General features: G+C 67.2%; 26 protein-coding genes. 10 read left to right on the top strand and 16 right to left on the bottom strand.

All coding sequences use genetic code 11. The features are described 5' to 3' along the window. Positions 1-19 precede the first annotated feature (19 nt). Positions 20-421, top strand: coding sequence for a hypothetical protein (locus tag OG394_RS24545; protein ID WP_328989405.1), 402 nt, complete (start codon positions 20-22; stop codon positions 419-421). Positions 422-490: 69 nt separating this feature from the next. On the opposite strand, the gene OG394_RS24540 is transcribed toward OG394_RS24545, so the two are convergent. Both OG394_RS24540 and OG394_RS24535 read right to left on the bottom strand, forming a co-directional pair. Then, positions 491-898 carry a RidA family protein gene (locus OG394_RS24540; protein WP_328989404.1) on the bottom strand — a complete coding sequence of 136 codons (408 nt, stop codon included), beginning with the start codon at positions 896-898 and terminating at the stop codon, positions 491-493. A 73-nt stretch (positions 899-971) separates the two neighbouring features. Then, positions 972-1,919 carry a threonine ammonia-lyase gene (locus OG394_RS24535; RefSeq protein ID WP_328989403.1) on the bottom strand — a complete coding sequence of 316 codons (948 nt, stop codon included), beginning with the start codon at positions 1,917-1,919 and terminating at the stop codon, positions 972-974. 222 nt (positions 1,920-2,141) lie between these two features. Here OG394_RS24535 and OG394_RS24530 point away from each other — a divergent pair, with 222 nt between their 5' ends. Both OG394_RS24530 and OG394_RS24525 read left to right on the top strand, forming a co-directional pair. Beyond that, positions 2,142-2,588, top strand: coding sequence for a MarR family winged helix-turn-helix transcriptional regulator (locus tag OG394_RS24530; RefSeq protein ID WP_328989402.1), 447 nt, complete (start codon positions 2,142-2,144; stop codon positions 2,586-2,588). Continuing rightward, positions 2,589-3,569 (top strand): zinc-binding alcohol dehydrogenase family protein, encoded by a 981-nt coding sequence (locus OG394_RS24525; RefSeq protein ID WP_328989401.1) that lies wholly within the window; start codon positions 2,589-2,591, stop codon positions 3,567-3,569. Here OG394_RS24525 and OG394_RS24520 read toward each other — a convergent pair. Together OG394_RS24520 and OG394_RS24515 are read right to left on the bottom strand one after the other, a co-directional pair. Further along, entirely contained in the window at positions 3,559-4,806 is a 1,248-nt protein-coding gene (locus tag OG394_RS24520; protein WP_328989400.1) for an epoxide hydrolase family protein, read from the bottom strand. The two genes, OG394_RS24525 and OG394_RS24520, sit on opposite strands and share 11 nt — an antisense overlap. Positions 4,807-4,863: 57 nt before the next feature. After that, the gene (locus OG394_RS24515; RefSeq protein ID WP_328989399.1) at positions 4,864-6,060 is read right to left on the bottom strand and encodes an aminotransferase class V-fold PLP-dependent enzyme; all 1,197 of its coding nucleotides are present in this window, start codon (positions 6,058-6,060) and stop codon (positions 4,864-4,866) included. Between the two features lie 143 nt (positions 6,061-6,203). On the opposite strand from OG394_RS24515, the gene OG394_RS24510 reads away from it, so the two are divergent. After that, a complete protein-coding gene (locus OG394_RS24510; protein WP_328989398.1) occupies positions 6,204-6,530 on the top strand; it encodes a nuclear transport factor 2 family protein in 327 nt (108 codons plus the stop codon). A gap of 239 nt (positions 6,531-6,769) precedes the next feature. Continuing rightward, positions 6,770-6,925: a hypothetical protein gene (locus tag OG394_RS24505; protein ID WP_328989397.1), complete on the top strand. Its 156-nt coding sequence runs from the start codon at positions 6,770-6,772 to the stop codon at positions 6,923-6,925. A 74-nt stretch (positions 6,926-6,999) separates the two neighbouring features. On the opposite strand, the gene fgd is transcribed toward OG394_RS24505, so the two are convergent. The 4 genes from fgd to OG394_RS24485 all read right to left on the bottom strand — a co-directional run bounded on the left by fgd (position 7,000) and on the right by OG394_RS24485 (position 10,805). Beyond that, positions 7,000-8,007, bottom strand: coding sequence for a glucose-6-phosphate dehydrogenase (coenzyme-F420) (gene fgd, locus OG394_RS24500; protein ID WP_328989396.1), 1,008 nt, complete (start codon positions 8,005-8,007; stop codon positions 7,000-7,002). A 78-nt stretch (positions 8,008-8,085) separates the two neighbouring features. Further along, positions 8,086-8,958: a carboxylesterase family protein gene (locus OG394_RS24495; protein WP_328989395.1), complete on the bottom strand. Its 873-nt coding sequence runs from the start codon at positions 8,956-8,958 to the stop codon at positions 8,086-8,088. Next, positions 8,847-9,566 carry a carboxylesterase family protein gene (locus OG394_RS24490; protein ID WP_328989394.1) on the bottom strand — a complete coding sequence of 240 codons (720 nt, stop codon included), beginning with the start codon at positions 9,564-9,566 and terminating at the stop codon, positions 8,847-8,849. Before OG394_RS24490 ends, OG394_RS24495 begins: the two co-directional genes overlap by 112 nt. A gap of 186 nt (positions 9,567-9,752) precedes the next feature. Further along, positions 9,753-10,805 carry a GntR family transcriptional regulator gene (locus OG394_RS24485; RefSeq protein WP_328989393.1) on the bottom strand — a complete coding sequence of 351 codons (1,053 nt, stop codon included), beginning with the start codon at positions 10,803-10,805 and terminating at the stop codon, positions 9,753-9,755. Between the two features lie 145 nt (positions 10,806-10,950). Between OG394_RS24485 and OG394_RS24480 the strand changes: the two genes are divergently transcribed. After that, complete coding sequence (locus tag OG394_RS24480; RefSeq protein WP_328989392.1) at positions 10,951-13,278, top strand: polysaccharide lyase 8 family protein; 2,328 nt, start codon at positions 10,951-10,953, stop codon at positions 13,276-13,278. Here the strand turns inward: OG394_RS24480 and OG394_RS24475 are convergent. Beyond that, the gene (locus OG394_RS24475) at positions 13,275-14,288 is read right to left on the bottom strand and encodes an NAD(+)/NADH kinase (RefSeq protein ID WP_328989391.1); all 1,014 of its coding nucleotides are present in this window, start codon (positions 14,286-14,288) and stop codon (positions 13,275-13,277) included. The genes OG394_RS24480 and OG394_RS24475 overlap by 4 nt on opposite strands. 353 nt (positions 14,289-14,641) lie before the next feature. Here OG394_RS24475 and OG394_RS24470 point away from each other — a divergent pair, with 353 nt between their 5' ends. Beyond that, positions 14,642-15,235 (top strand): GNAT family N-acetyltransferase, encoded by a 594-nt coding sequence (locus OG394_RS24470; RefSeq protein ID WP_328989390.1) that lies wholly within the window; start codon positions 14,642-14,644, stop codon positions 15,233-15,235. A gap of 45 nt (positions 15,236-15,280) precedes the next feature. Here the strand turns inward: OG394_RS24470 and OG394_RS24465 are convergent, their stop codons facing one another. Together OG394_RS24465 and OG394_RS24460 are read right to left on the bottom strand one after the other, a co-directional pair. Beyond that, the gene (locus OG394_RS24465) at positions 15,281-15,718 is read right to left on the bottom strand and encodes a MarR family winged helix-turn-helix transcriptional regulator (protein WP_328989389.1); all 438 of its coding nucleotides are present in this window, start codon (positions 15,716-15,718) and stop codon (positions 15,281-15,283) included. After that, positions 15,718-16,335, bottom strand: a complete 618-nt coding sequence (locus tag OG394_RS24460; protein ID WP_328989387.1) for a DJ-1/PfpI family protein — start codon at positions 16,333-16,335, stop codon at positions 15,718-15,720. Before OG394_RS24460 ends, OG394_RS24465 begins: the two co-directional genes overlap by 1 nt. Before the next feature lie 193 nt (positions 16,336-16,528). On the opposite strand from OG394_RS24460, the gene OG394_RS24455 reads away from it, so the two are divergent. Continuing rightward, on the top strand, positions 16,529-17,599 hold the full coding sequence (locus tag OG394_RS24455) for a serine hydrolase domain-containing protein (RefSeq protein WP_328989386.1): 1,071 nt from the start codon (positions 16,529-16,531) through the stop codon (positions 17,597-17,599). 3 nt (positions 17,600-17,602) lie between these two features. Here OG394_RS24455 and OG394_RS24450 read toward each other — a convergent pair whose 3' ends face one another. After that, positions 17,603-18,556 carry a winged helix-turn-helix domain-containing protein gene (locus OG394_RS24450; RefSeq protein ID WP_328989385.1) on the bottom strand — a complete coding sequence of 318 codons (954 nt, stop codon included), beginning with the start codon at positions 18,554-18,556 and terminating at the stop codon, positions 17,603-17,605. Between the two features lie 98 nt (positions 18,557-18,654). On the opposite strand from OG394_RS24450, the gene OG394_RS24445 reads away from it, so the two are divergent. Further along, complete coding sequence (locus OG394_RS24445; protein WP_328989384.1) at positions 18,655-19,593, top strand: SMP-30/gluconolactonase/LRE family protein; 939 nt, start codon at positions 18,655-18,657, stop codon at positions 19,591-19,593. Positions 19,594-19,790: 197 nt separating this feature from the next. Here the strand turns inward: OG394_RS24445 and OG394_RS24440 are convergent, their stop codons facing one another. Next, positions 19,791-21,056, bottom strand: a complete 1,266-nt coding sequence (locus OG394_RS24440; protein ID WP_442914301.1) for an IS110 family transposase — start codon at positions 21,054-21,056, stop codon at positions 19,791-19,793. A 269-nt stretch (positions 21,057-21,325) separates the two neighbouring features. Then, complete coding sequence (locus tag OG394_RS24435) at positions 21,326-21,961, bottom strand: maleylpyruvate isomerase N-terminal domain-containing protein (RefSeq protein ID WP_328989383.1); 636 nt, start codon at positions 21,959-21,961, stop codon at positions 21,326-21,328. Between the two features lie 72 nt (positions 21,962-22,033). On the opposite strand from OG394_RS24435, the gene OG394_RS24430 reads away from it, so the two are divergent. Further along, positions 22,034-22,462, top strand: a complete 429-nt coding sequence (locus OG394_RS24430; RefSeq protein WP_328989382.1) for an SgcJ/EcaC family oxidoreductase — start codon at positions 22,034-22,036, stop codon at positions 22,460-22,462. A 3-nt stretch (positions 22,463-22,465) separates the two neighbouring features. Here the strand turns inward: OG394_RS24430 and OG394_RS24425 are convergent, their stop codons facing one another. After that, positions 22,466-22,888 carry a pyridoxamine 5'-phosphate oxidase gene (locus OG394_RS24425; RefSeq protein WP_328989381.1) on the bottom strand — a complete coding sequence of 141 codons (423 nt, stop codon included), beginning with the start codon at positions 22,886-22,888 and terminating at the stop codon, positions 22,466-22,468. A gap of 19 nt (positions 22,889-22,907) precedes the next feature. Next, positions 22,908-23,162 (bottom strand): hypothetical protein, encoded by a 255-nt coding sequence (locus OG394_RS24420; RefSeq protein ID WP_328989380.1) that lies wholly within the window; start codon positions 23,160-23,162, stop codon positions 22,908-22,910. Positions 23,163-23,230 lie beyond the last annotated feature (68 nt).

The raw sequence follows: 23,230 nt of genomic DNA, 5'->3' as shown, positions 1-23,230 counted from the left end.
CCGCTCGTATCCTGGCGAGGTGGCCGTGCAATGGATGGCCTCGGACGCTTGGGTGTTCGCCGCGATCGAGGGAACCGGTGGTGTTGACAGCTCCAGCCTGGTTCAGATCGTCGCGAAGGCGGACGCGATCAACCACGCGATCGTCACCGAGGCTGAGTTCACGCAGGCCATGGGTCGCCTGGTAACCGTCGGCCTCATCGGCGCTCGGGCCGAGGCTGACCGGTACTGGCATACCGAGGCCGGACGGGTGCTGTATCGCGACGCGATGAAACGGCGCGGCCTCTTCGGCTGGATCGACGCGATATCACCAGCGCTGCGTCGACTCGGCGAGCCTCAGGAATCGTCATGGTCTCTACCCGCTGGTGCCTTCGATCGCGCGGTCGAGGAATACGGCCGCTGGCAACGCCGCGGCAAAACCTGACCGATCTGACCAGGGTTTCGCCGTGTCCACGGAGTGATTCGTTCGGGGTGAGCCACGCAGCAGCGGGGCTCAGTCCACGACGGCGGCTATTGCTTCTAGTTCTACTAGTTGGTGGGCGTAGCCGAGGACGGTTACGCCGAGCAGGGTGCTGGGGACGTCGTGGGGGCCGAAGGCGTCGCGGACTACTTGCCAGGCGGTGCCGAGGTCGGCCTGGTTTGAGGAGGCGACGAGGACGCGGGTGCTGATGACGTCCTCGATGCCGGCACCGGCGTCCGCTAGGGCTTGCGCCAGGTTCTCGATGCACTTGGCCGCCTGGCCGGCGTAGTCGCCGACGGCCGCGGTGGTGCCGTCGTCGTTCAGAGGGCAGGCGCCCGCTAGGAAGATGAGGCGGGAGTCTTTCGGGGCGGTGGCTGCGTACGCGTATTCCGCGACGTCGCTCAGGGTTGAGGAACGGATAAGCCGTACGGCGCTCGTCATGGCGACCACTTTGGCACGGCGTGAGGGATGTCCGACAGCCATTTCCCGACGACTGAACGTGAGCGAAGCGTGGTCAGGTTAGGAGGGTGGTGAGGAGGTGGGGGTCGATGTTGCCGCCGGAGAGGATGGCGACGGTGCGGCCTCGGGGGAGTTCGTGGGCGTGGAAGAGGTAGGCGGCGGTGGTTACGGCGCCGCTTGGTTCGGCGATGAGGTGGGCCTGGTGGGCCAGTGCGCGGATGGCGGAGCGGATCTCGTCCTCGGTGACCGTGATCATTCCGTCGAGGTACTTCTGCAGGTGCGCGAACGTGAGTTCCGACGGCTGGGCCCGGAGTCCGTCGGCGATTGTCCGGGCGCGGTCGGCCACGGGCCAGTCCACTAGTCGGCCGACGCGTAGGCCTTCGGCGGTATCGCCCGCGAGCTCGGGCTCTACGCCGATGACCTGGGCCGACGGGCATAACGCCTTGATGGCGACAGCGACGCCGGCCGCGAGACCGCCACCGCTGACCGGGACCAGGACGACGTCCACGTCCGGGAGGTCTTGCGCGATCTCGAGTCCGACCGTGCCCTGGCCGGCGATGACCGCGGCGTCGTCGTACGGCGGGATCATCGTCAGGCGGCGTTTCACGGCCAACGCCTCCGCCACCTCGGCGTGGTCGCTGATCGGCACCTCGATCACCTCGGCGCCGTACGAGCGAGTGGCATCGACCTTGACCCGCGGCGCGTTGTCCGGCATCACGATCACGGCCGGGATGCCGAACCGATGCGCGGAGTACGCGACGGCCTGGGCGTGGTTGCCGCTGGAGTACGCGATGACGCCGCGGCGCCGGCGTTCGTCGTCCAGCGTGGCGATCGCGTTGAACGCCCCCCGCACCTTGAACGCCCCGATCACCTGCAGACTCTCCGGCTTCAACCACAACCTGCGATCCGGATCACCCGGAAACGGCAACAACGGCGTCCGAACCGCAACCTCCCCAACCCGCTCCGCTGCCGCCCGAACATCCGCCAACCCCACAAGTTCCATACCTAAGTATCTCCGGCCGCCCTTCCGACTTGCCCTCCTGCCCCGGCGGGGCCAAACCCAATGCGCAAGCGGGATCAGATGTGACCACTCGTGGCAAAGGAGGGGGAACGGCGTCCACCATTCGATCGGCTCTGGAAGAACTAGGTTCCGTGGAATGTATCGAGCCGCTATCGTGGTGGGTAGATTCCGTGGAAGATAGTTGTGGGTTAAGGAGTTGGCGCGATGGCGGAGCTGGCGGACGTGTTCAACGACCTTGTGCGGTTGGAGATTGAGCTGTGGGATGCGGTTGATGCGCGGTTGAAGGAGGAGTTCGAGCTGCCGATCGCGCGGTTCGAGTTTCTGCGAGTGATCGATCGCATCGACGGTTGCCGGGTGCAGGACATCGCCCGCGAGCTCTCCATCACCGTCGGCGGGACGAGCAAGCTGGTCGACCGCATCGAGGCGTCGGGCTATTGCGTGCGCGGCGCTAATCCGGACGACCGCCGGTCCTCCATCCTCAAGCTGACGAAGAGCGGCCAGCGGGTTCTGACTCGCGCCACCAAGGTCTTCCAGGAAGAGCTGGACAGCCGCCTCGGTGAACCACTGACCGCCCGCGAGCTGGAAACCCTGGCACGCGCGCTCACGAAACTACGTCGGGCCGGACAAGCGCTCGACACGGAAGGACGATGAATGACGGACACCATGCGGGCGATCGTCCTGGACGCACCCGGCGCACCCGAGACGCTGGCGATTCGCGAGCTGCCGATTCCCGTGCCGCGGCCCGGTTGGGTGTTGATCAAGGTCAAGGCGTTCGGGCTCAACCGCTCGGAGTTGCACACGCGGCTCGGCCTGGCGGACGGCGTGACGTTCCCGCGCGTGCTCGGTATTGAGGCGACCGGCGTCGTCACCAAAGCACCGGGCGGCGAGTTCGAACCAGGTCAGCAAGTCGTCGCGATGATGGGCAACATGGGCCGGACGTACGACGGCGGTTACGCGGAGTACACCTGTGTCCCGGCCGAAAACGTCATCCCCTTCCAGAGCGAACTCGAGTGGAGCACGCTCGGCGCGATCCCCGAGATGCTGCAAACGTCGTACGGCTGTCTGACCGTCGGGTTGGACGCCCAGCCCGGCCAGTCGCTCCTCATTCGCGGCGGTAGTTCGTCGATCGGGATGGCGACCGCCGTACTGGCCAAGCAGCGCGGGATGACCGTGTTGTCCACCACCAGGAGCGCGGGCAAGACCGACGCGCTCAAGGCGGTGGGCGTGGATCACGTGTTTGTCGATGATGGCGCCGTCGCCGAGCAGGTGCGGAAGATCCTGCCGGACGGCGTCGACACGGCCTTGGAATTGGTTGGTACGCCGACGCTGCCGGACACCCTTCGCGCCGTACGGGTGCATGGTGTCGCGTGCTTCGCCGGCATGTTGTCGAACGAGTGGATCGTGCGCGACTTCTACCCGATCGGCTATCTCCCGCACGGCGTTCGGCTCAGCGCGTACGGCGGTGAGGCGGGCGATCTGCCGGGCGACGTACTGCAGGGGTTCATCGACGCCGCCGCGGCCGGGACCATCACCGTGCCGATCGACCGGGTCTACCGCTTCGACGAGATCGTCGAGGCCCATCGCGCGATGGAGTCCGGTCAGACCGCGGGCAAACTCGTCGTCACGACTTGAGCCGGAGCGGCCGGATGAACGTGCGGAGGTCCTCGGTGAGCAGGGCGGGGACCTCCATCGCGGCGAAGTGCCCGCCACGTTCGTACTCGGTCCAGTGGTCGATCCGACCGGACGGATCGACCAGGCTGCGGATCGCCGTCTCGGCCCCGAAGACGGCGACCCCGGTCGGCGGTCCGGCCGCCGCCCAGTCCTGACCGCTGGCTTGGTCGCCCGCCTGACCGCCCGCCTGATCGTCAGCCTGGTTGTTGTCCTGCCAGGACGATTCCTGCTGGGCCGCGAAGGCACGCCACGCCTGCATGCCGTCGTACACCGCGTGTGCCGCGGACGCGCCCGACCCGGTGAACCAGTACAGGCTGATGTTGGTGAGCATCAGGTCGCGGTCGACGGCCTGTTCGGGCAAGGCGGCCGCCGGATCGGTCCACTCCGCGAACTTCTCCACGATCCAGGCCAATTGGCCGACCGGCGAGTCGTTGAGCGAATAGGCCAGCGTCTGCGGCCGGGTCGACTGCAACGTGAGATAGCCGAGGCCGTCCGTCAGGAACTGGTTGAACTTCTCAGCGCGTACCTGGTCGGACTCCGACAGTCCGTCGAGCTCGAGCGGTTGCCCGAAGGGTGTCGAGGCGCTCACGCCACTGAGGTGTACGCCGGTCACGTGCTCGGCGTCGACCATGCCCAGGATGCCGGCCACCCCGGAGCCGACGTCGGTGCCGTGGGCGGCGTACCGCTGGTAGCCGAGGCGTTTCATCAGCTCGGCCCACGCCTGCGCGACGCCGAACAGGCTGAACCCCGTCTCGGCGATCGGGTTCGAGAAGCCGTACCCCGGGAGCGACGGTACGACGACGTGGAAGGCGTCGGCCGGGTCGCCGCCGTGGGCACGCGGATCGGTCAATGGCGCGATCATCTCGGCGAACTCGACCGGCGATCCCGGCCAGCCATGCGTGAGGATGAGCGGCATTGCGTCCGGCTCGGGCGATCGCTGGTGGAAGAAGTGGATCAACTGGCCGTTGATCTCGGTCGTGAACTGCGGGATCTCGTTCAGCGCCTTCTCCTGCGCGCGCCAGTCGTACCCGGTGGCCCAGTAGTCGGCGAGTTCCTTGAGATAGCCGACCGGGACGCCCCGGCTCCAGTCGTCGACGCGAGGCTCGGCCGGCCAGCGGGTATTGAGCAGCCGGGACCGAAGGTCGTCCAGCTCCACCTGAGGGATGTCGATACGAAACGGGCTGATGTCTTGGCTCATGTCTCCGACGCTAACCACCATTGCGGACATCTTCAGTCCGCAATAAAGAGCGACTTTTCAGGCCGTCAGCGACTTGATCTCGTTCGCGACCCGGTCCACCTCGGCCTCGGTGTTGTAGTAGTGCGGGGAAAGGCGCAGGCACCAATCGACGTTCTTGTCGGCGAAGTCGTACTGCGCGGACGAGCGGCCGGTGAGGGATGAGTTGATGCCCTTGGCCTGCAACGCGGACTTGAACGGTTGCGCGTCCCAGCCCTCGATCGTGAACGTCACGATGGCGGCCAGCGCAGGGCCTTTGTCGAGCACGCGGACGCCGTCCAGCTCCCGCAGCCGATCGCGCAACGCGGCGGCGAGCGCACCCGAGCGGCTGGCGATCTCGTCGATGCCGACTCCGCGGGCGTAGCGGACCGACTCGGCGGCGCCCAGCACCAAGGCGTACGGCATCTCCCACTGCTCGAAGCGTTTCGCGGTGTCGCTGCGGGTATAGCCGTCCGGCGTGGTCCAATCGGCGCCGCGCATATCGATGAACAACGGTTCCATCCCAGTGGCCAGCACCCGGTCGGACGCGTATAAGAAGCCGGCGCCACGCGGCCCGCGGAGGAACTTCCGGCTGGTCGCGGTCAGGAAGTCGCAGCCGATCTCGGCCACATCGACCGGGAGCTGCCCGACCGACTGGCAGGCGTCGACCAGATAGAGCAGCTCTAGCTCGCGCGTATGACGGCCGATCTCGGCAACAGGCTGGACCAGCCCGGAGTTCGTCGGGACGTGCGTGACCGAAACCACCCGCGGCCGCCGCTCCCGCATCAAGGCGACCATGGCCGGTACGTCGACCCCGCCCTCGGGTGCATCTGGCGCCCGGACCACCTCCACGCCGAAGCGCCGGCGAAGCGACATGAACGCGATCTGGTTCGAGATGTAGTCGTTGCGCGTGGTGAGGATGACGTCGCCCGGCTCGAAGGGGATGGTCGACAACGCCGTACTGAAGGCATGCGTGGCACTGCTCTGGAAAGCGAGATTCTCCGGCGCCGCGTTCAGCAGGGCGGCGTGCTCGGTGTAGAACCCGTTGAGCGCGTCGGCCTTCGCGGCGGCCGCCTCGTAACCACCGATCTCGGCCTCGAGCTCGAGGTGGTCCCGCATTGCGGCCAGCACGGACGTCGGCATCAGCCCGGCGCCGGCGTTGTTGAAGTGGACCAGTTCCCGGACTCCAGGGGTATCGGTCCGCAAGGTCTCGACATCCAGCTGCTGCGCACTAGTCATGCCAACAGCTAACACCGAGCAAGGCCGACGCGCCCGGCGGATTTTGCCGGCCGACTACCCACCTCGGTTGAGAGGTCGCGAAGGTTCGGTCGCCTACAGTGATCGTGAGGCCGGCTTTACCTGGCCGATCGGAGGATAGGGCGATGACGCAACGAGTCGAGCAGCACGTGGCGGCGTTCAACCAGGCGGTCGAGACCGGCCGGTGGGACGAGTTCGGTGCCAGGTTCAGCCCCGGCGCGCGGATGACCTTCGTCGGCGCACCGGCCGGGCCGTTCGAGGGGCGCGCGGCGATTGTCGCGGCCTATCAGGAGAATCCGCCGACGGACACGATGAAGCTGCTGCCGGAGTCGGAGCAGGACGGTACCGACGGGATCCGGTTCGAGTGGTCGAAGGGCGGCCGCGGCACGATGCGGTTGCGCTGGGCCCCGGACGGCAAGGTCACGTCGCTGGAGATCACCTTCGACGACTGACCGCTTCGGCGCTCGAACCTCAACCCAACCGCGAACAGACGCATACACACCCGAACCAGCGTTGCTAACAGCAACCAATCGTCCGGGAGCCCGGCACGCATCCTGCTGGCCATCCGCGGCGATGATCGCCGTACGGCGAACAGCGCGCTCGACCCCACGGCCGGGCAGGATTGGCGCGTGGCGGCTCTGCCGACGCTTAGCCGGTTGCTGGCGGAAGCGCGAGGAATGGATTGCAGCTGATGACGACGAAGGATTACGACGCTGCCGCCCGTTGGGCCGAAGACGAGATGGAGCTCAAGCCGGGCTCGGACAGCGCTGTGCGCGGTTCCGCCGCCGCGGTGATGGGGCGGGAGTTGGTCGAGCATGGCGACGACGCCGACAAGCTGGGCGGCTGAAGGCACTCAAGCGACAACCCGGTCCACACGCCGACCCCAGACGGCTGGTTCGGGGCGGCGTGTGGACGTGGGGGTTAGGTGGTGGATTTGCGGAGGAGGGGGAGTACGTCTTCGGCGAATTGGGTTAGGAAGCGCTCTTGGTCTTGGCCGGGGCCGTGGAAGATCAGGTGGTTGAAGCCGGCGTCGGTGTACTGCTTGATCTGGGTGGCGGCGTCTTCGCCATCGGACGCGACTATCCAGCGCTTCGCGACCTGCTCGATCGGGAGTTGGTCCGCGAGGCGTTCCATCTCGACGGCGGTGTCGACGCTGTGCTTCTGCTCGGGCGTCAGTGACAACGGCGCCCAGAAGCGGGTGTTCTCGAGCGCCTTCGCCGGGTCCCGGTCGTACGACAGCTTGATCTCGATCATCCGGTCCACTCCGGCCGGGTCGCGGTCGGCCTTGCCCGCGCCTTCCTCGACAGCGGGCAGCAGCTGTCCGGTGTAGAGGTCCATGCCCTTGCCGGACGTGCAAATCATGCCGTCGCCAGCGCGCCCGGCGTATCGCGCGACCATCGGCCCACCCGCGGCCACGTAGATCGGCACCGGCACCTCGGGCCGGTCGTAGATCATCGCCTCGACCGTCTTGTAGTACTCGCCGTCGAAGTTGACCGTCTTACCGGCCCAGAGCTGCCGCGTGAGCTTGACCGCCTCGCGCAGCCGGGCGAACCGTTCCTTGAAGTCGGGCCACTCGCGACCGGAAACGGCCACCTCGTTCAGCGCCTCACCGGTGCCGACGCCGAGCATCACCCGGCCGGGGTAGAGCAGCCCGAGGGTCGCGAAGGCCTGCGCGATCACCGCCGGGTTGTACCGGAAGGTGGGCGTCAGCACCGACGTACCGAGCAGCACCCGCTCGGTCCGCTCGCCGACAGCGGCCATCCAGGCGAGCGAGAACGGCGCGTGCCCGTTGTCGTGCCGCCAGGGCAGGAAGTGGTCCGAAACCGTCACCGTGTCCAGGCCGACCTCCTCGGCACGCACGGAATACTCCACCAGCTCCCGCGGGCCGAACTGCTCCGCCGACGCCTTGTAACCGATCCGAAGATTCATTACTGCCTTCCAGTCGAGTCAAGCGCTACCCCGGAAACAACTCCGCGAACCGGCGCAACTGTTCCCGATCGACAGTACCTAGTTGATCCCCGCCCAGAAGTCGCAGTGGTGCTCGACACCCAGGTCTACCGGCTTGATCCCACCCTGGTCGCTCGGAGCCAGGGATAGACCGCGTACGGCGCCAGCGCCGGTCGCAGCCCAGTGAGGCCGCCCCTGGCCGTTGGGATCGCCAGTACGAGCGAAGGCCGTCCAGTAGTCGACCATCTGGTTCGACAGCGTCTGCTGGGTCTCCGACAACGGGAAGTCGTAACCGCCCAAACTGAACAGGTACGGCAACTCCACGGCGTGTGCCGCGCCCTGACCCGCCGAAGCCAACGGCGAGCGTTTATCCGCGAACTCATAGGCGTACGTCGGTACGAACCGCGCGGCCTGCCGATCGTTCTGCACCTGCGTACAAGACCAGATCCGGTCAGTCGTCACCGCAGTCCACGCCTCGGCCGCCGAGTCGTACGCCGACAACGGGTACTCCCTGACAACCTTGGCCGCCTGCGAAAGCCCAACCATGTCTGCGATCAGCCGCGCGTAGTTCTCGTCAGACACATTGAACGCCACCAACCACGACGCAGCCTCGTCATGGTTGTTCCCCGAGAGCCCTGGCACCCGGTGGAACCTCCCGGCCGCCATTGCCTTCGCAGGGCTCTCAGGTAATACCGACGACCTGTACGCCAGCTGCGTAAACGCCAGGCTCACCGGCATCAGGTCAGCCGCGGAAGCCTTCCGAACACAAGCAAGCGCCGACTCATCACTTCGGCACTTCCCGGCCTTTGCAAGGTCTGACTTCAACGAACAGCCACCTCGGCGCCATTCCGTCGTACGGCGCTCTGGGGCGACCAGGGGGAGTCGGCGGCCTGGCCGGGGTATTGGCTGTTGTCGTCCCAGTTGAACGCGCACGAGCCGCTCTGCATGATGACCTTGCTGAACAGACCGACGGCTTTCGGTGAGGTGAGCTGGGCGCAGACGCTCATCCCGCCGGCCGATTCCCCGACCAGGGTGACACGCAGTGGGTCGCCGCCAAAGGCGCGGGCGTTCCGTTGGACCCAGCGCAGGGCCGCCTGCTGGTCCTGCAGCCCGTAGGTCCCAGAACCAGGCAGACCCGGGTGACCGAAGGACCCGAAGATAGCCAGCCGGTAGTTGATCGTGACCACCACGACGTCACCACGCTCGACCAATTTACGCGGCCCATAGCTACTGCCCGCGCCGGAGAAGAACCCGCCACCCGGCACCCACACCACCACCGGCCGGACCGTCGCACGCGCGGGCGTGGTCACGTTGACGTACAGACAGTCCTCAAACGTGCTGCCGTTCGGCACCTCGGGGTTTTGTTGCTGAGGGCAAGGACTTCGCGCCTCGGTCGCGGCCCGTACGCCGGTCCACGGGCGAACCGGTTGCGGCGCCACCCAACGCAACCGGCCAGTCGGCGGCGCGGCGTACGGAATGCCGTTGAACACCCGAACCGACCCGACCGCCGATCCCCGCACCACCCCCGCGTCCGTCCGCACAACGTCAACGCCAACGTCAACCCCAACGCCGCTCGCCTGAGCCGGAAACAGGGCCAATGGAAGTATCGAAAGCACAGCAGGTTTGAACATGACCGAAGTCTTCGCCGGCTCGCCACGTCGCCACATCGTCCGGAAGGCTGGCCACCCCTCCTCAAGTCGTAGACCCCAAAAGGAATCCGCCGCTGGTTACTTGCGGGGGCCGGTTGACTGGCGGATGACGAGGTCCGGGATGAGGGAGAGCTGTTGGCGAGGGCTGTCCGGGTCGGCGAGGCGGGCGCGGAGGACCTCGACGGCGCGGCGGCCGACGTCGGTTTTGGCGGGCGAGACGGCGGTGAGAGGGACTTCCGAGAGGTCGGCCACCTCGTCGTCATAACCGACGACCGACAGATCACCCGGTACGTCGAGACCGCGTTGGCGGGCTGCGCTGACGAGCAGCGTCGCCTCGCGATCGGCGAAACACACAACAGCCGTCACGTCGGCAGCCACCAGTCGGTCGAGGGCGGCAACAGCGTCGGCCGCCGTCCAACGCGCGAGTGATTCGAAGACGACCGGCTCGCCGCCGAGAGCTAGACGGAGCCCGGCCCGGATCTGGGGCGCGGTGTGCGGGCTGGTCCGTTCCAGGTGGCCGATGCGGGTGTGGCCGAGGGCCTGCAGGTGTTTGACCGCGGCCCGGGCGCCGGCGGCGTGGTTGGAGCCGACGAACTCGTGCTGGGTGGCGGGTAGTTCCAGGCCGCGCTCGACCAGCACGAGCGGTACGCCGACGTCCTCCAGCGCGTCCAGGCTCGCCGGATCGTCCAGCCCGGGCACGACGATGAGGCCGGCCACGCCGGTATCGACCAGGCTGTCGATGGCCTCGGCCTCGAGGCGCGGATCCCATTCGGTACTGCGCAGCAGCATCTTGGCGCCGTGCCGGGAGAGCTCGCGCTCGATGCCCATGATGATGCGGGGGTAGTAGTACGTCATCGACGGCACGGCCACACCGATCAGTGGGCCGGTGCCGATGGACGCGATGTACATGCCGGAGCCCTGCCGCCGGTAGACCAGGCCGTCCTGGACCAAGAGATCGACGGCTCGGCGCACGGTATTGAGGCTGACGCCCTGTTCGCGGGCGAGCTCGGCCTCGGTCGGCAGTTTGCCCGCCGGCCAGCGCAGCTCGGCGATCCCGCGGCGCAACTCCTCGGCCAGCCGCCGGGCCTTGTGCCCACGGATGGCCGCAGGGGTTTCCTCTGCTGCGCTCACGTGCTCCCTACCTTCAGGTCTGCTGCCGAACAGTATCTGCCAAGAATTCATTAGCATGAATCCATTGACTGAAAGGATGACTTGCCACACACTCATCCGACAAGGCCTTCCAGTGAACCGCCCCGCACTGCCGGAGGAGATACCCATGCGACGACGTACCTTTCTGGCCGGAGGAGCCGCGGCCGTGACCGCCCTGAACCTCCCGATCCCCGCCTACGCGGCAGCTGTGGACTTCTCCGGTCTGCGCGCGAAATGGGCCGCCGACCTGACCGGCGGTACGGCGCTAGACCCGGCCGATCCCGACTACGCGGCAGCCATCACCCGCCTGGACACCGCGGTCTCGTCCGCCCTGGCCAAAGTGGATCGCTCTGCAGCCCGGACCCGGGTATTCACCGACCAGGACCTCAAACTCGATCCGGCCATCCCTGCCAGCTACGTACGGCTAGAGCAGATGGCAACGGCCTGGGCCACCCCTGGCTCGCGCCACCGGTCTAACGCATCACTGCTGGCTGACGTACTTGCTGGGCTCGAATCGATGTACCAGTTGATCTACAAGCCTGGAACGGTCGAGTTCGGCAACTGGTGGTCCTGGGAGATCGGCGCCACCCGGCCGCTCGCGAACACGATGGTGCTGCTGTACGGCGAGATCCCGGCCGAGGCGCGCGAGCGGTATTGCGCGGCAATCGACCACTTCGTCCCCGACCCGTACTGGATGTTCCCGCCGGAGCGCGGCCGGATCATCTCGACCGGGGCGAACCGCGTCGACCTTTGCCAGGCAGTCATCGTGCGAGCGCTGGTCACGGATGACGAGGCCCGGCTGACGCATGCGCGCGACGGCCTCAGTGACACCTGGCAGTACGTCACGAGTGGCGACGGCTTCTACCGCGACGGCTCGTTCGTCCAGCACACCTACGTCGCGTACACCGGAACGTACGGGCATGTGCTGTTGAGTGGAATCGGCAAACTCCTTGCCCTGCTGGCGGATTCGCCTTGGGCGATCACCGATCCGAAGCGGCAGATCCTGTTCGACTCGGTCGCGAAAGCCTATCTGCCGGTGGTGCACGACCTGCGGATGATGGACTTCGTCCGCGGCCGGGCCGTCTCCCGGCACAGCGCGTCCGATCACAACGACGGCTACACCGCGGCCGAGGCGATCCTCCGCTTGGCCCAAGGCGTCGAACCGGCGCTCGCCTCGCAATGGCGGGCGGCGGTGGCCGGCTGGCTGGCGCGCGACACCTTCGGCAACATGTTGTCGGGGGCAACCATTCCACGCGTCTCGCTGGTCAAGTCTCTGCGCGCCTCTGGCGTCACGCCGGCGCCTGAGCCCAATGGGCACACGCTGTTCGCCAGTATGGATAGGTCTGTGCATCGCCGGTCCGGCTGGGCCTACTCGATCTCGATGGCCAGCAAGCGCATCGCGTACTACGAGTCCGGCAACGGCGAGAACGAGCAGGGCTACCACACCGGCTCAGGCATGACCTACCTGTACGACCGCGACAACGGCCAGTACGCCGACGCCTTCTGGCCTACGGTCGACAGGTATCGCCTACCGGGTATTACCGTCGACCGGCTACCGCTACCGCCCAAGGCCGGCGGTGAGTGGGGTGAGGCCCGACCGCCTTATGCGACTTGGGTCGGAGGCACAACGCTCAACGGCTACGCGGCCGTCGGTCAGCACTTGGAGGGGCCGGTATCGCCTATGCGGGCCAGGAAGTCCTGGTTCTGCTTCGACGAGTACGTCGTTGCCCTGGGTGCCGGTATCACTGGTAGCAGCGGCTACTCGGTCGAGACCGTAGTGGAGAACTGGAACCTCCACGCGACTGGTACGAACGTCTTGCGGGTGGACGACGTACAGGCTCCTGACTCGGCAAGTCTTGCCGGTGCGCGCTGGGCCCACCTGGATGGCGTGGCCGGTTACGTCTTCCCTAACGGCGCCAACTTGCAGGTGTTGCGGGAGGCTCGTACTGGCGCTTGGCGAGACATCAACACGGGTGGTACGACTACACCGATCAACCGGCGCTACTTGACGATGTGGCTGGACCACGGGGTAGACCCGGCCAACGCGTCGTACAGCTATCTGGTGGTGCCTGGCGCATCCCTGGACCGTACGAGGCAGTTGGGCCGCTCTACTGGTCTACGGATTCTGCGCAACACCGGAGACGCCCAGGCCGTCGCACATCCCACACTCGGTTTGGCGATGATGAACTTCTGGAAGCCCGGGCACATCGCAGACGTCGTCGCAGAGACTCCCTGCTCGGTAATCCAGCACTGGAAGAACAACCAGCTCCACCTGGCCATCTCCGACCCGACCCAGTTGGCAGCTTCAGTACGACTTCAACTCCTGCTGCCCGGACTACGCCAGATAAGCGCCGACCCAGGCGTCTATGTCACCCGAACCCCCACAGGCCTGCGGATCAACGTAGACGTCACTGGTGCTGCAGGCGCCACCAAGAAGCTCGTCCTGAGCCGCTAAACCGGGCCGGGCAGGAGCTCGGGGGCGGTGCCGTCGGCGACGGCGGCAGGGGCGTCGGCCAGGCCGAGGCGGTCGCGGACCCGGCCGAGGAAGTCGATCTCGGTCAGCCGCGCCAGCCTCGCCCGCGGCGCGCCTGGGTAGACGGTGATCCAGTCGCCGGGATCGAGCACTCCGCGCAGCGCGCCGTCGACGCTCACCGCCACCTGGCCGGAGTGGTCCAGGACCTGGATGCCGACGCGCTCGTCCGGACCGAGGATCAGGCTGCGGTTGAAGGTCATATGCGGCGCGACCGGCATGAACACCAACGCGTCCATCTGCGGCGACAGCAACGGCCCACCCGCCGCGAAGCTGTACGCCGTTGAACCGGTCGGCGTCGACACGATCAGCGCATCCGCGGAGTACGACGCGAAGACCCGGCCGTTCACGTACACCGCGACGCTGGCCTGGCGATCCCGCGCGAGCTTCTCGAACACCACGTCGTTCAACGCGAGGATGTCCAGCGGTACGCCGCGCACCGGGTCGACCGGCAGCCGGTCCCGCGCGTGGGGCGGCGGCAGCGCCGGGCCCCGGCCGTACCGCAAGAGGGCCTCGATCCCCGCGGGAATCTCCAACGGACGCGACGCGCACATCGTGAGCAAGAGCCGCGCGTCTACCGTGAACTGCCCGGCGAGCACCGCATCCAGCGTCGTCCGTAGATCCGCCACGCAGGTCTCGGTCAGGAAGCCGACCCGGCCGACGTCCACCCCGAGCAGCAAGGCGTCGATCGGCGCGGCCACTCGCGCCCCACGCAGGAAGGTGCCATCGCCGCCGACCGTGACGATGAGGTCCGGCTTACCGGCCCGGGCCGCCTCGTCGGCAGCGTCGAGCCGCCCGTTCGCGTCGTTCACGGTCCAGACGTCGATCTCGGTGATCGGGATTTGGTGCAGGCCGGCCCAATCGCGCACCAGCCGGGCCGCATCGATCGCCGCCTCTTTGCCGGTATGAACCACAAGTCCGATCGCCTTGATCACCCTGCCACCTTAGCCGCGCCCAACCCACCGACGACGCCGAAAGGACGACGCCTAACGGCAGACGCGAAGCACCACCGCGACGTACCCCAAATCCCCGTCCGACGCACAAGAGCCAGGAAATTTGTGGATACCCCGCCGCGAGGTGCCTCCTTGTGCTTGCACGGGCGCGACACAACCAGGCACCTCGCGGCAGGGGTATCCACAAATCAGCCCGCGGGGGTTGCGTGACCAGCACCCCTTCTTTCTGCCGCGAGTGGTCACATCTGAACCACCCGCGAGTGGGCCCGCCATAACGCGACCACTCGCGGCAGGAGGACGACGGCTTGGGAACGTGGTCTGTGTACGCTCGCGGGGTGAGTGCTGATCTGTGGAGTGAACGGCCTGTCCTGCAAGGCAAGCACGTGCGGCTCGAGCCGTTGGCGCCGGAGCATTCGGACGGCTTGTTCGAGGCGGGCGAAGATCCCGAGCTCTGGCGTTGGCTGAGCCTGAACCGGCCGGAAACCCGGGACGCGGCGCGTGCCATGGTCGACTCGATCCTGGCTCAGCCGGGCCGGCTCGCTTGGGCCCAGATCGACGCCGGCAGCGGCCAGGTCGCGGGCACCACGTCGTACTACGAGATCGATCCGGTGCATCGCGGTCTGGCGATCGGTTACACCTGGATCGGCCGGCCGTGGCAGCGGACCGCGCTCAACTCCGAGGCCAAACTTCTCTTGCTGCGCAGGGCGTTCGAGGACCTCGGCGCCCATCGCGTCACCTGGCACACCGATTCGCTGAACGAACGGTCCCGGCGGGCGATCGAGCGGCTCGGCGCGAGCTTCGAGGGCATTCTCCGCTCGCACAAGGTCCGCACCGATGGGACCCTGCGCGACACCGCGATCTACTCGATGATCGCGTCCGAATGGCCCGCCGTCGCCGACCGCCTCACCGCCGCCCTCGACCGCCGCTAGCCCTCGACTGCCGTTAGTCCTCGCCCGGCCTGAGAGGACCGGGCGTTAGTCGTCGAGTTTGTCGAGGGCGGTGGAGAGATCTTGCAGGGCGGTGACGGCTTCGGCGAGGCGTTCGCGGCCCATGACGGTGGCGAGGCGGTGTGCGGCATCGGCGTGCTGAGGCGCGATACGTCGTACGGCTTCGAGGCCGGCGTCGGTCAGGGCGAGCAGTTGCGCGCGGCGATGGGCCGGATTGACGCGGTACTCCGCGTAGCCACGGTCGACGAGGATGTCCGCGATGCGCTGCACGCTCTGCCGGGTGATGCCCATCTCGCGGGCGATTCCGGCGACCGGCAATGGTGCCGGCATGACCGCGCCGAGCACCTGCCACCAGGCGGCCGTCAGCCCGGCCGGCTTGGCCAGCTCCTCCGCGAGTGCGAGGAACTGGCCATTCAGCTTGAAGCTCGTCAAAGCCGCCGCGGACAGAAGTGGTCCGTCGTCCATCACACCGCCATCAACTCGAAGAAACCCGCCGGGTCGCGATCGCCGAACAGCTTGAACCATGACTTTGCCACAGCCGGCTCGTAGACCTCGAGCGCCTCGAGAATCACCAGGGCGAAGTGCACCGGCGCCACGCTGCTGGCGGTGATCACGCCGCGATCCATCACCGCGGGCTCGTTCCGGTAGAGCTCGGCGCCGCCATACCCGGAGTAGGCCAGGACCTCGGCCGCGTTGCTGGTGTGGGCGCGATCGTCGAGCAGACCCTCGATCGCGAGGCCGAGCGTGGCGCCGCAGATCGCCGCGACCGGGACGCCGGCCTCGACGAATCGCCTGGCCATGGTGCGGAATGGGGCCATCGCGTTCTCGGTCCAGGTTTCGCCGCCGGCCAGGATCAGCATCGAGCTGTCCTCCGGGTTGAGCTGGTCGAGGGTGATGTCGGGGACGATGTCCATCCCGCCCATCGTGGTGATCGGGTCGGTGCTGAGACCGACCGTGACGATCTCGTACTGCCCCGGCTCCCGCTGCCAATCGGCCTTGCGGATATGGGCTGTCGCGTAACCGATCTCCCAGTCAGCGAAGGTGTCGAAAACCGCTACGTGCACTACCTTGTTCGTTGTCATGACAGGAGTCTGTCATAACGACAGCATGCTGTCAATACTAAAGTCTCCCTTGCACCCCACGACGGGAACAAGGATGGCCGCGACAGACCGTCTGGTGGCGTCCTCTTCGACGGGGTTGGGGTGGGGTTGGGTCAGGGGTGAACGGCTGACGTTCCGGATGGTTGGCCGTGCGGGTGGTCGGCAGGGTTGGGGCATGAGACTTGCTCTTCTGATTGGTACGACGGCTATGGCCATAGGTGCGATGAGCCTGCCTGCAAACGCGGCAGCGGGACCACAGACACGGGATGACCTGCAGGAGTCGCTGGACTCGATCGTCACGGCGGGCGCGACCGGGGCGATTGCCCAGGTGCGGCACGGGCGTCAGGTCTGGCGGCTCGGCAGCGGAACGATCGCGCCGGGTGGCGCGGCAGTGAGAGGGAACGAGAAATTCCGGGCCGGCAGTTCGACGAAACCCTTCGTGGCAACGGTCATCCTGCAGCTGGTAGCGGAGCGGGAGATCCGCCTGGACGATCCGGTCGAGCGTTGGCTGCCCGGCGTCGTGCCAGGTGGGTCCGAGATTCGGATTAGGCACTTGCTCGGCCATACCAGTGGCCTCGCGGACGTCTTGAGAACCATCCCGCTGCCGCCTTCACCCGATTTCGAGGCGTATCGCTGGCGGGACTGGACGATGTCCGAGCTGGTCGCGCGGGCCACGAGTCTGCCGCCGTTGTTCGCGCCGGGCGATGGGTGGTCCTACTCGAACACCAACTACCTGCTGCTCGGGATGGTGATCGAGCGGGTGACGCACCAGAGTTACGCCGACGAGATCAAGCGGCGGTTGATCTGGCCACTCGGGTTGAGCGATACCTCCTTGCCTGGCACGGAGTTGCGCATTCACGGGCCGCATCTGCGCGGCTTCGTCGGGACCGCCGATATGACCGAGTTGAACCCGTCGCTGATGTCGGCGGGAGGTGAGTTGATCAGTACGACGGCCGACTTGTCGAAGTTCCACACGGCATTGCTTCGCGGGCGACTGGTGCCGAAATCCCTGCTGGAGCAGATGAAAGCGCCCGCGCGGGACGGAGCGACGTACGGGCTGGGGTTGCGGTGGCGGACGCTCAGCTGTGGCGACACGGTCTATGGGCATGACGGTGATGCGCTGGGCTATTCGACCTGGTCGTTCACGAATCCGCGCAACGATCGCCAGATCACGGTGAACATCACGCCGCCCGGTCCGAAGCCGCGCGCGGAGGTGAACGCCCTCCTGGACAAGGCCCTCTGCTGAAGCTCAGGCCGAACGGATGAGACGAGTTCCCGCGAGGGTGAGGGAGTGCAGGGCGATACCGCCGGCGCGATGCGTGGTGACCAGGCCGGCGTTGCGAAGTACGCGGGCGTGCTCGCTCGCCGAGGCCAGGGAAATCCCGGTCCGGCGGGCGAGCTGCGTCGTACTCGCGTCGGCACCGAGCGACCGCAAGACCGAAGCCCGCGTACGCCCGAGCAGGTCGGCGAGGTGATCGGACGGCGCCGGCCTTTCGCAGAGCGCCTCGGCGGCCGGGTAGACCAGCACCGGCCGCCTTCCCGGTACGTCGAGCGCCATGCACTCCGCGACCAGCGCCGACGGGTAGAGCAAGAGGCCGCGACCATCGAGATCGATGGCGTACGACGCGGCGCCGAGGCCGTGCGCGCGTAATTCGGGTGCGTGCCATTCGACGTCCGGGTGCAGTCCGGTCAGCATCCCCTCGACGCCATCGGTCAGGATCGCGCGCGAGCGAATGGCCAGGTCGGCGGCGAATCGGCCTTCCAGCGTTACCGACCAGGGCGCCAGGGCTTCGGCGTGGAAGGCGCGCACGGCTTGACCGAGTTCGCGGCGGGCGGACTGGTGGTCGCCCAGGAAGTCGCCCATCCAGCCGCCGACGTCGGCCGGTACGTGCGGCGCGAGCTCAGCCCGAACCGCCTCCGCAGGTGTCGCCAGCAGCTGCTCGATCGCGGCGTCGAGACCGCCTCCGTCCAGCTCGGGCGTGAGGAAATCGGGGAACGCGCCGCGCGGGCTGACCAGCTTCAGCAGCGGCTTCATCACCGGGCGCAGCTGCGGACGAGCCTGCTGCCGCCAGCGCCGGGCCGTCGCCGAGCTCGGCAGGTCGCGCAACGCCCGTGCCGCCAGCGCCGCGTCCCACAGCGGATCCGGCTCCCGGCCGAAAGTCACCCGGCCAAGGTCCGCCGGGCCGAATCTGATCCGGATCATGGGCCTCACCCCCTGGACGACACGGTACGACGAGAATGGGGCTTCGGGCTGGGCCGAAAGCGGTCGCGGCGTGCCGGGCCGATCCCGAGGCTGGGGCGATGACCAATCGAACCCTGCTGGCAAGCCTTCTCGCTGCTGCCGCCATCACCGCTGCGGCGTCACAGCCCGCGGCCGCGCAACCACTGCATGAGCCGTGCCGCCTCTCGACGTACGTCGTCTCCGAGACCCCGGGTGATACGCCCGAGGGCATCGAGATCACCCGGTCCGGCACCATCTACGTCACCAGCGTCGGCACGGGCGCGGTCTATCGCGGGACGGTCTGGAACAGCCGGCTCAAACCGTTCCTGCCGGCTGGTTCCGACGGCCGGACCCAGGCGACGGGCGTACACGTGGACCGTTGGGGTCGCGTCCTCGTCGCCGGTGCGAGTACGGGCCGGCTCTTCATGTACGACGCTCACGGTCGGTTGCTGGCCTCGCGTACGGCGGCAGCGGGTTCGTTCCTGAACGACTTCGCCTTGACCGAGGACGCGGTGTACGTCACCGACTCGGCGCTCAACCAGATCTGGCGAGCGCCTCTCACCCGCGACGGGCTGGGCGAGCTGGAGCCGTGGGTGACCCGCGACAAGATCAGCCCGAAGCCGTACTTCCTCAACGGCATCGTCGCCACTCCAGACGGCAGCACGCTGCTGGTCGGCGAGCAAGGTCAGGACGTCACCTATCGCGTTGACGTCAGCAGTCGCGCGGTGACGGTGGTCGAGGTCGACGGCGTTCTCTCGGGTGACGGCTATCTGCTGGAGGGGCATCGGTTGTACGTCGTGAACAACGCTGGCGGTGGGAAGTACGTCACCCGGCTCGCGTTGCTCGACAGCACCTGGTCCAAGGCGACAATCCTGGCCGACTCGGCTCCGGGGGCGGCCGGCGCCACCCCGACGACCATCGCCCGTGACCGCGGCCGCCTCATCTGGGTCAACAGCCAACTAGACCAGGCCCCCGGCACCCCGCCGTACACCCTCACCGTCGTCCCCGGGCTCCGCTGACCTAGTCGACCCTTCGACCTTTCGCGCGAGTGGTCGCATCTGGTCCATCACCCAGACATTGGCGGACCGTCGCTGGGACCAGAAGTGACCACTCGCGGCTAGGACCAGAAGTGACCACTAGTCCGAAAATGACTGTGTTGGGGCGTGCGTGTGTTCCGGCGGAGCGCAGCGGAGCCGGGAGGTTGTGTGCTCGGTGGTCAGGCGACGGGTTCGAGGGTGACGTTGTAGCCGAGGGCTTGGAGTTGGCGGACGTGGTTGCGTCGTTTCCGTTCGGGGTTGATGCGGTTGTCGTAGAAGTCGGGGCCGAGGTCGTGGAAGTGGGCGTCGGGATCGGATAGCAGGTGCCAGACGATGACCAGGATGGAGCGGCCGACCGCGACGATGGCTTTCTTGCGGCCGCGGCGTCTGGCGATGCGCCGGTAGCGTTCGCCGAGGAAGGTGTCGGTTTTACCGGCGCAGACGGCGGCCTCGCCCAGGACCCGGGCCAGGTAGGAGTTGCCGTGGCCGGTGGCGCCGGTGCCTTTCTTCTTCCCGGCCGATTCTTTAACCCCGGGGGCGAACCTGGCCCACGACGCCAGGTGGCCCGGGGTGGGGAACCGGGTCATGTCGGTCCCGATTTCGGCGATGATCACGTGCGCGGTGACCCGCCCGATGCCGGGGATCTCATCGAGTCGTTCCACCGCCTCGGCGAAAGGGGCGATCTGGTCGCCGATCCTGTCTTCGAGGTCGGCGATATCGGCTTCGATCTGGTCGATCCGGGCCAGCATCTTGGCCAGCAGATAGGCGTGGTGGTCGGTGAAGTATCCGGTGAAGGCTTCTTCCAGGTCACCGATCTTGGCCCGCATCCGGGACCGGGCCAACTGCGCCAGCACCTTCGGGTCCCGCTCACCCCCGGCCAGCGCGGCCAGCATGTCCCGCCCCGACACCCCGAAAATGTCCGACGCGACCACCGACACCTTGATACAGGCATCTTCCAGCAGCTTCTCCACCCGGTTCTTCTCCGCAGTGCACGCGTTCACCAAATCAACCCGATACCGGGTCAGATCCCGCAACTGGCGGATCGGCAACGGCGGCACGAAACTGGCCCGCAGCATCTGCCGCTCCGCCACCTTGCACAACCACACCGCATCCAGCCGGTCGGTCTTCGGCCGACCCGGCAAATGCTTCACATCCTTGGCGTTCACCAGCCAGGTCTCCAACCCGGCCGCCTCCAGCAGATAGAACGGCGGCTTCCAATAGTCCGAGGTCGCCTCCATCACCACCCGCGACACCCCCAGCTCGACCAGCCGGTCAGCCAGCCGCAACAACGACCGCGTCATCGTCGAATACCGGTCCACCTCCTGCAACCGGCGCCCCGGCCGGCCCGGATCCGGAATCCGCACACAACACACCAACTCGGCCTTACCGATGTCCAGCGCCGCGACCCGCGCGATGATCTCCTCGACATCCTGCGTCTGCTCCAGCACCACAACCCACCTCCACACAACGCACCGGCAAACACGGTGCCCGCAGGAGCTGCAAGGATCCGGCGAATCTAGTCCGCGTGCTCAAAGGCAACACTGAAAGGCCCACAACGCAACTCCCGGCGCCCGACTCGCGGACGGCCTCAAACGAACCACAGTGATACGGCGTCAACGGGCACCACCCCAATTTTCAGCCCGGAACGGGCCGCCCACCAGAGCAGTGCCAGACTCGCGGCATAGAGGTGGTGGGCCTCGCGAGGGGCTGGGGTTTAGAAGGCGGTGATGGTGGTTGGGGCGCGTTCGGCTCGGGTTAGGGCGCGGAGTACGGCGGTTGGGCCGTGGCGGCGGACGGCCAAGCGAGATAGCAGGTCGACCACGGTTTCGACAGCTTGTTCTGGGAGGGCGGGTGTTGGGATGCCGACGCTGACGGCGAGGTCGTCGGAGTGGACGGCGAGCTCCATCATGCGGGTGACCAGCAGGTCGTCGAGCATCAGTGACCACGGGCCCCACAACGAAATGCGCACCGGCCGGGCGGGCTCCTTCGGCAACGTCTCGGCGAGCCCGGCGATGACGTCGTCGACCCGATCGGCCAGGTTGGGAGGACCGTCGGCGGCGAGCTGGTGACCGCCGTCGCGAATCTTGCGGTTGATCTCGGCGTCGGGTTCGGCGTCGATCCACTGGGCCCGGTTGTAGTGCTCGAGGATGCCGATGGTCTCCTCGGTCGGCACCGGTCCGGCCAGGAACTCCGGCACCGCCAGCACCTGGAAGGCCAGATGCCCCGCCAACCCGGCCACGCCGAACTCAGGCAGAGCACTCGGCGTATTCCACCCAGCGGCGACCGCCGGATCCCGGAGCAGCGCGGCGGCCGATCGTGCCGTGGCGAGGAAGTCGTCCCTGATCGTCATGGGTCCACGCTATGGCATTCCGCGAGCAGGGGAGTTGACTTCAAGTGTCCTTGAGGTTGGAGGCTTTCGCTCATGGACATCAAGGTGGCACGAACTGTTCCGAACGCCAGTGATATCGACTCGATCGTCAAGTTCGTCGCCACCGTGGCCGACGTGCAGTCCCGGGAGGATGCCGACGGATTCCTCGCGCTGTTCCGCGATGACGCGAAGTGGGTGACCGGAGGAGGTAAACGGCTTTACGGCAAGCCGGCCATCTCGGAATTCACCCGAAAAGTGTTGCCTGGGGCAACGAAAGACTCGTATGCGACGTATGAGGTAGACCACATCATGTTCGTCACGGACGACCTGGCGCTGGTGACGGTGAACCAGGAGTACCACCAGCGCGATGCCGAGCCGGGCGCGGAGCCCGATCGCGGTAGCCCCGGTTATCTGCTGGCGCGCAACGGCGATGGCTGGTTGCTGGCGGCAGGCCAGAACACCGTCGTCGTACCCGAGGCCTGATGGCTACTTGCTCTGGTCGTTGCTGAGCCACTTCTCAGGACGCATGCATATCAGCAACGACCGGTCGCCGAGTGAGCCGTCGACGTACGCGACGGCGTCGTCCTCGGGGAGATAGCGCCGGGTGATGCGGAGGGCCTGGTCGCGGGTGGGCGGTCCGCCGGCGTCGACGACCGGGCCTTCGACGCTCACGTACTGGTACGGGACGACCTCGGATTGGGCGACGAGGCTGAACCGTCCGGCGGCCGAGATCGCCTTGTCCTTGGCGGTTTCGCGCACGATCCAGATCAGCAGGTCGCCGCCAGGTTCGTAGTCGTACCAGATCGGCACGGCCAGTGGCGCGCGTCCGTCCCGCTCGACCGCGAGCACGCCGATGTGAACGCCTGCCAGGAACGCCTCGCGCTCCGCCACCGTCATCACGAACGACATCGTTTGCTCCCCAGGGTCGTCAGTCGTCGTCTTCGCCGCGGTACATGTTGACGGTCCGCTCACGCATGATGTCGAGCTGAACGGTCAGTGCGCCGATGATCTCCTCCTCGTTCAGCGATTCGGTCTCCCGGAACGCCCACGCGGACCGGCCCTCGGAGTCCAGGCACTTCACCAGCACGATCCCGTCGAGAGCCGTCCAGCCCTCCAGCAGCGGCGGTACGACGAACCCGTCGCCGAGCACCCGCCCGATCGGTTGTCCGTAGTCATCGGCCATGACCGGGATCCTTTCACCCACCCGGCCCGCGTGGTCGCCCGGTCCGGCGTGGTGCGGTGTGGGTGCGA

It is taken from the genome of Kribbella sp. NBC_01245 (assembly GCF_036226525.1).
GTDB lineage: Bacteria > Actinomycetota > Actinomycetes > Propionibacteriales > Kribbellaceae > Kribbella.
Note: the sequence above shows the minus strand (reverse complement) of the source record. Positions and strands in the feature narration are given on the sequence as shown.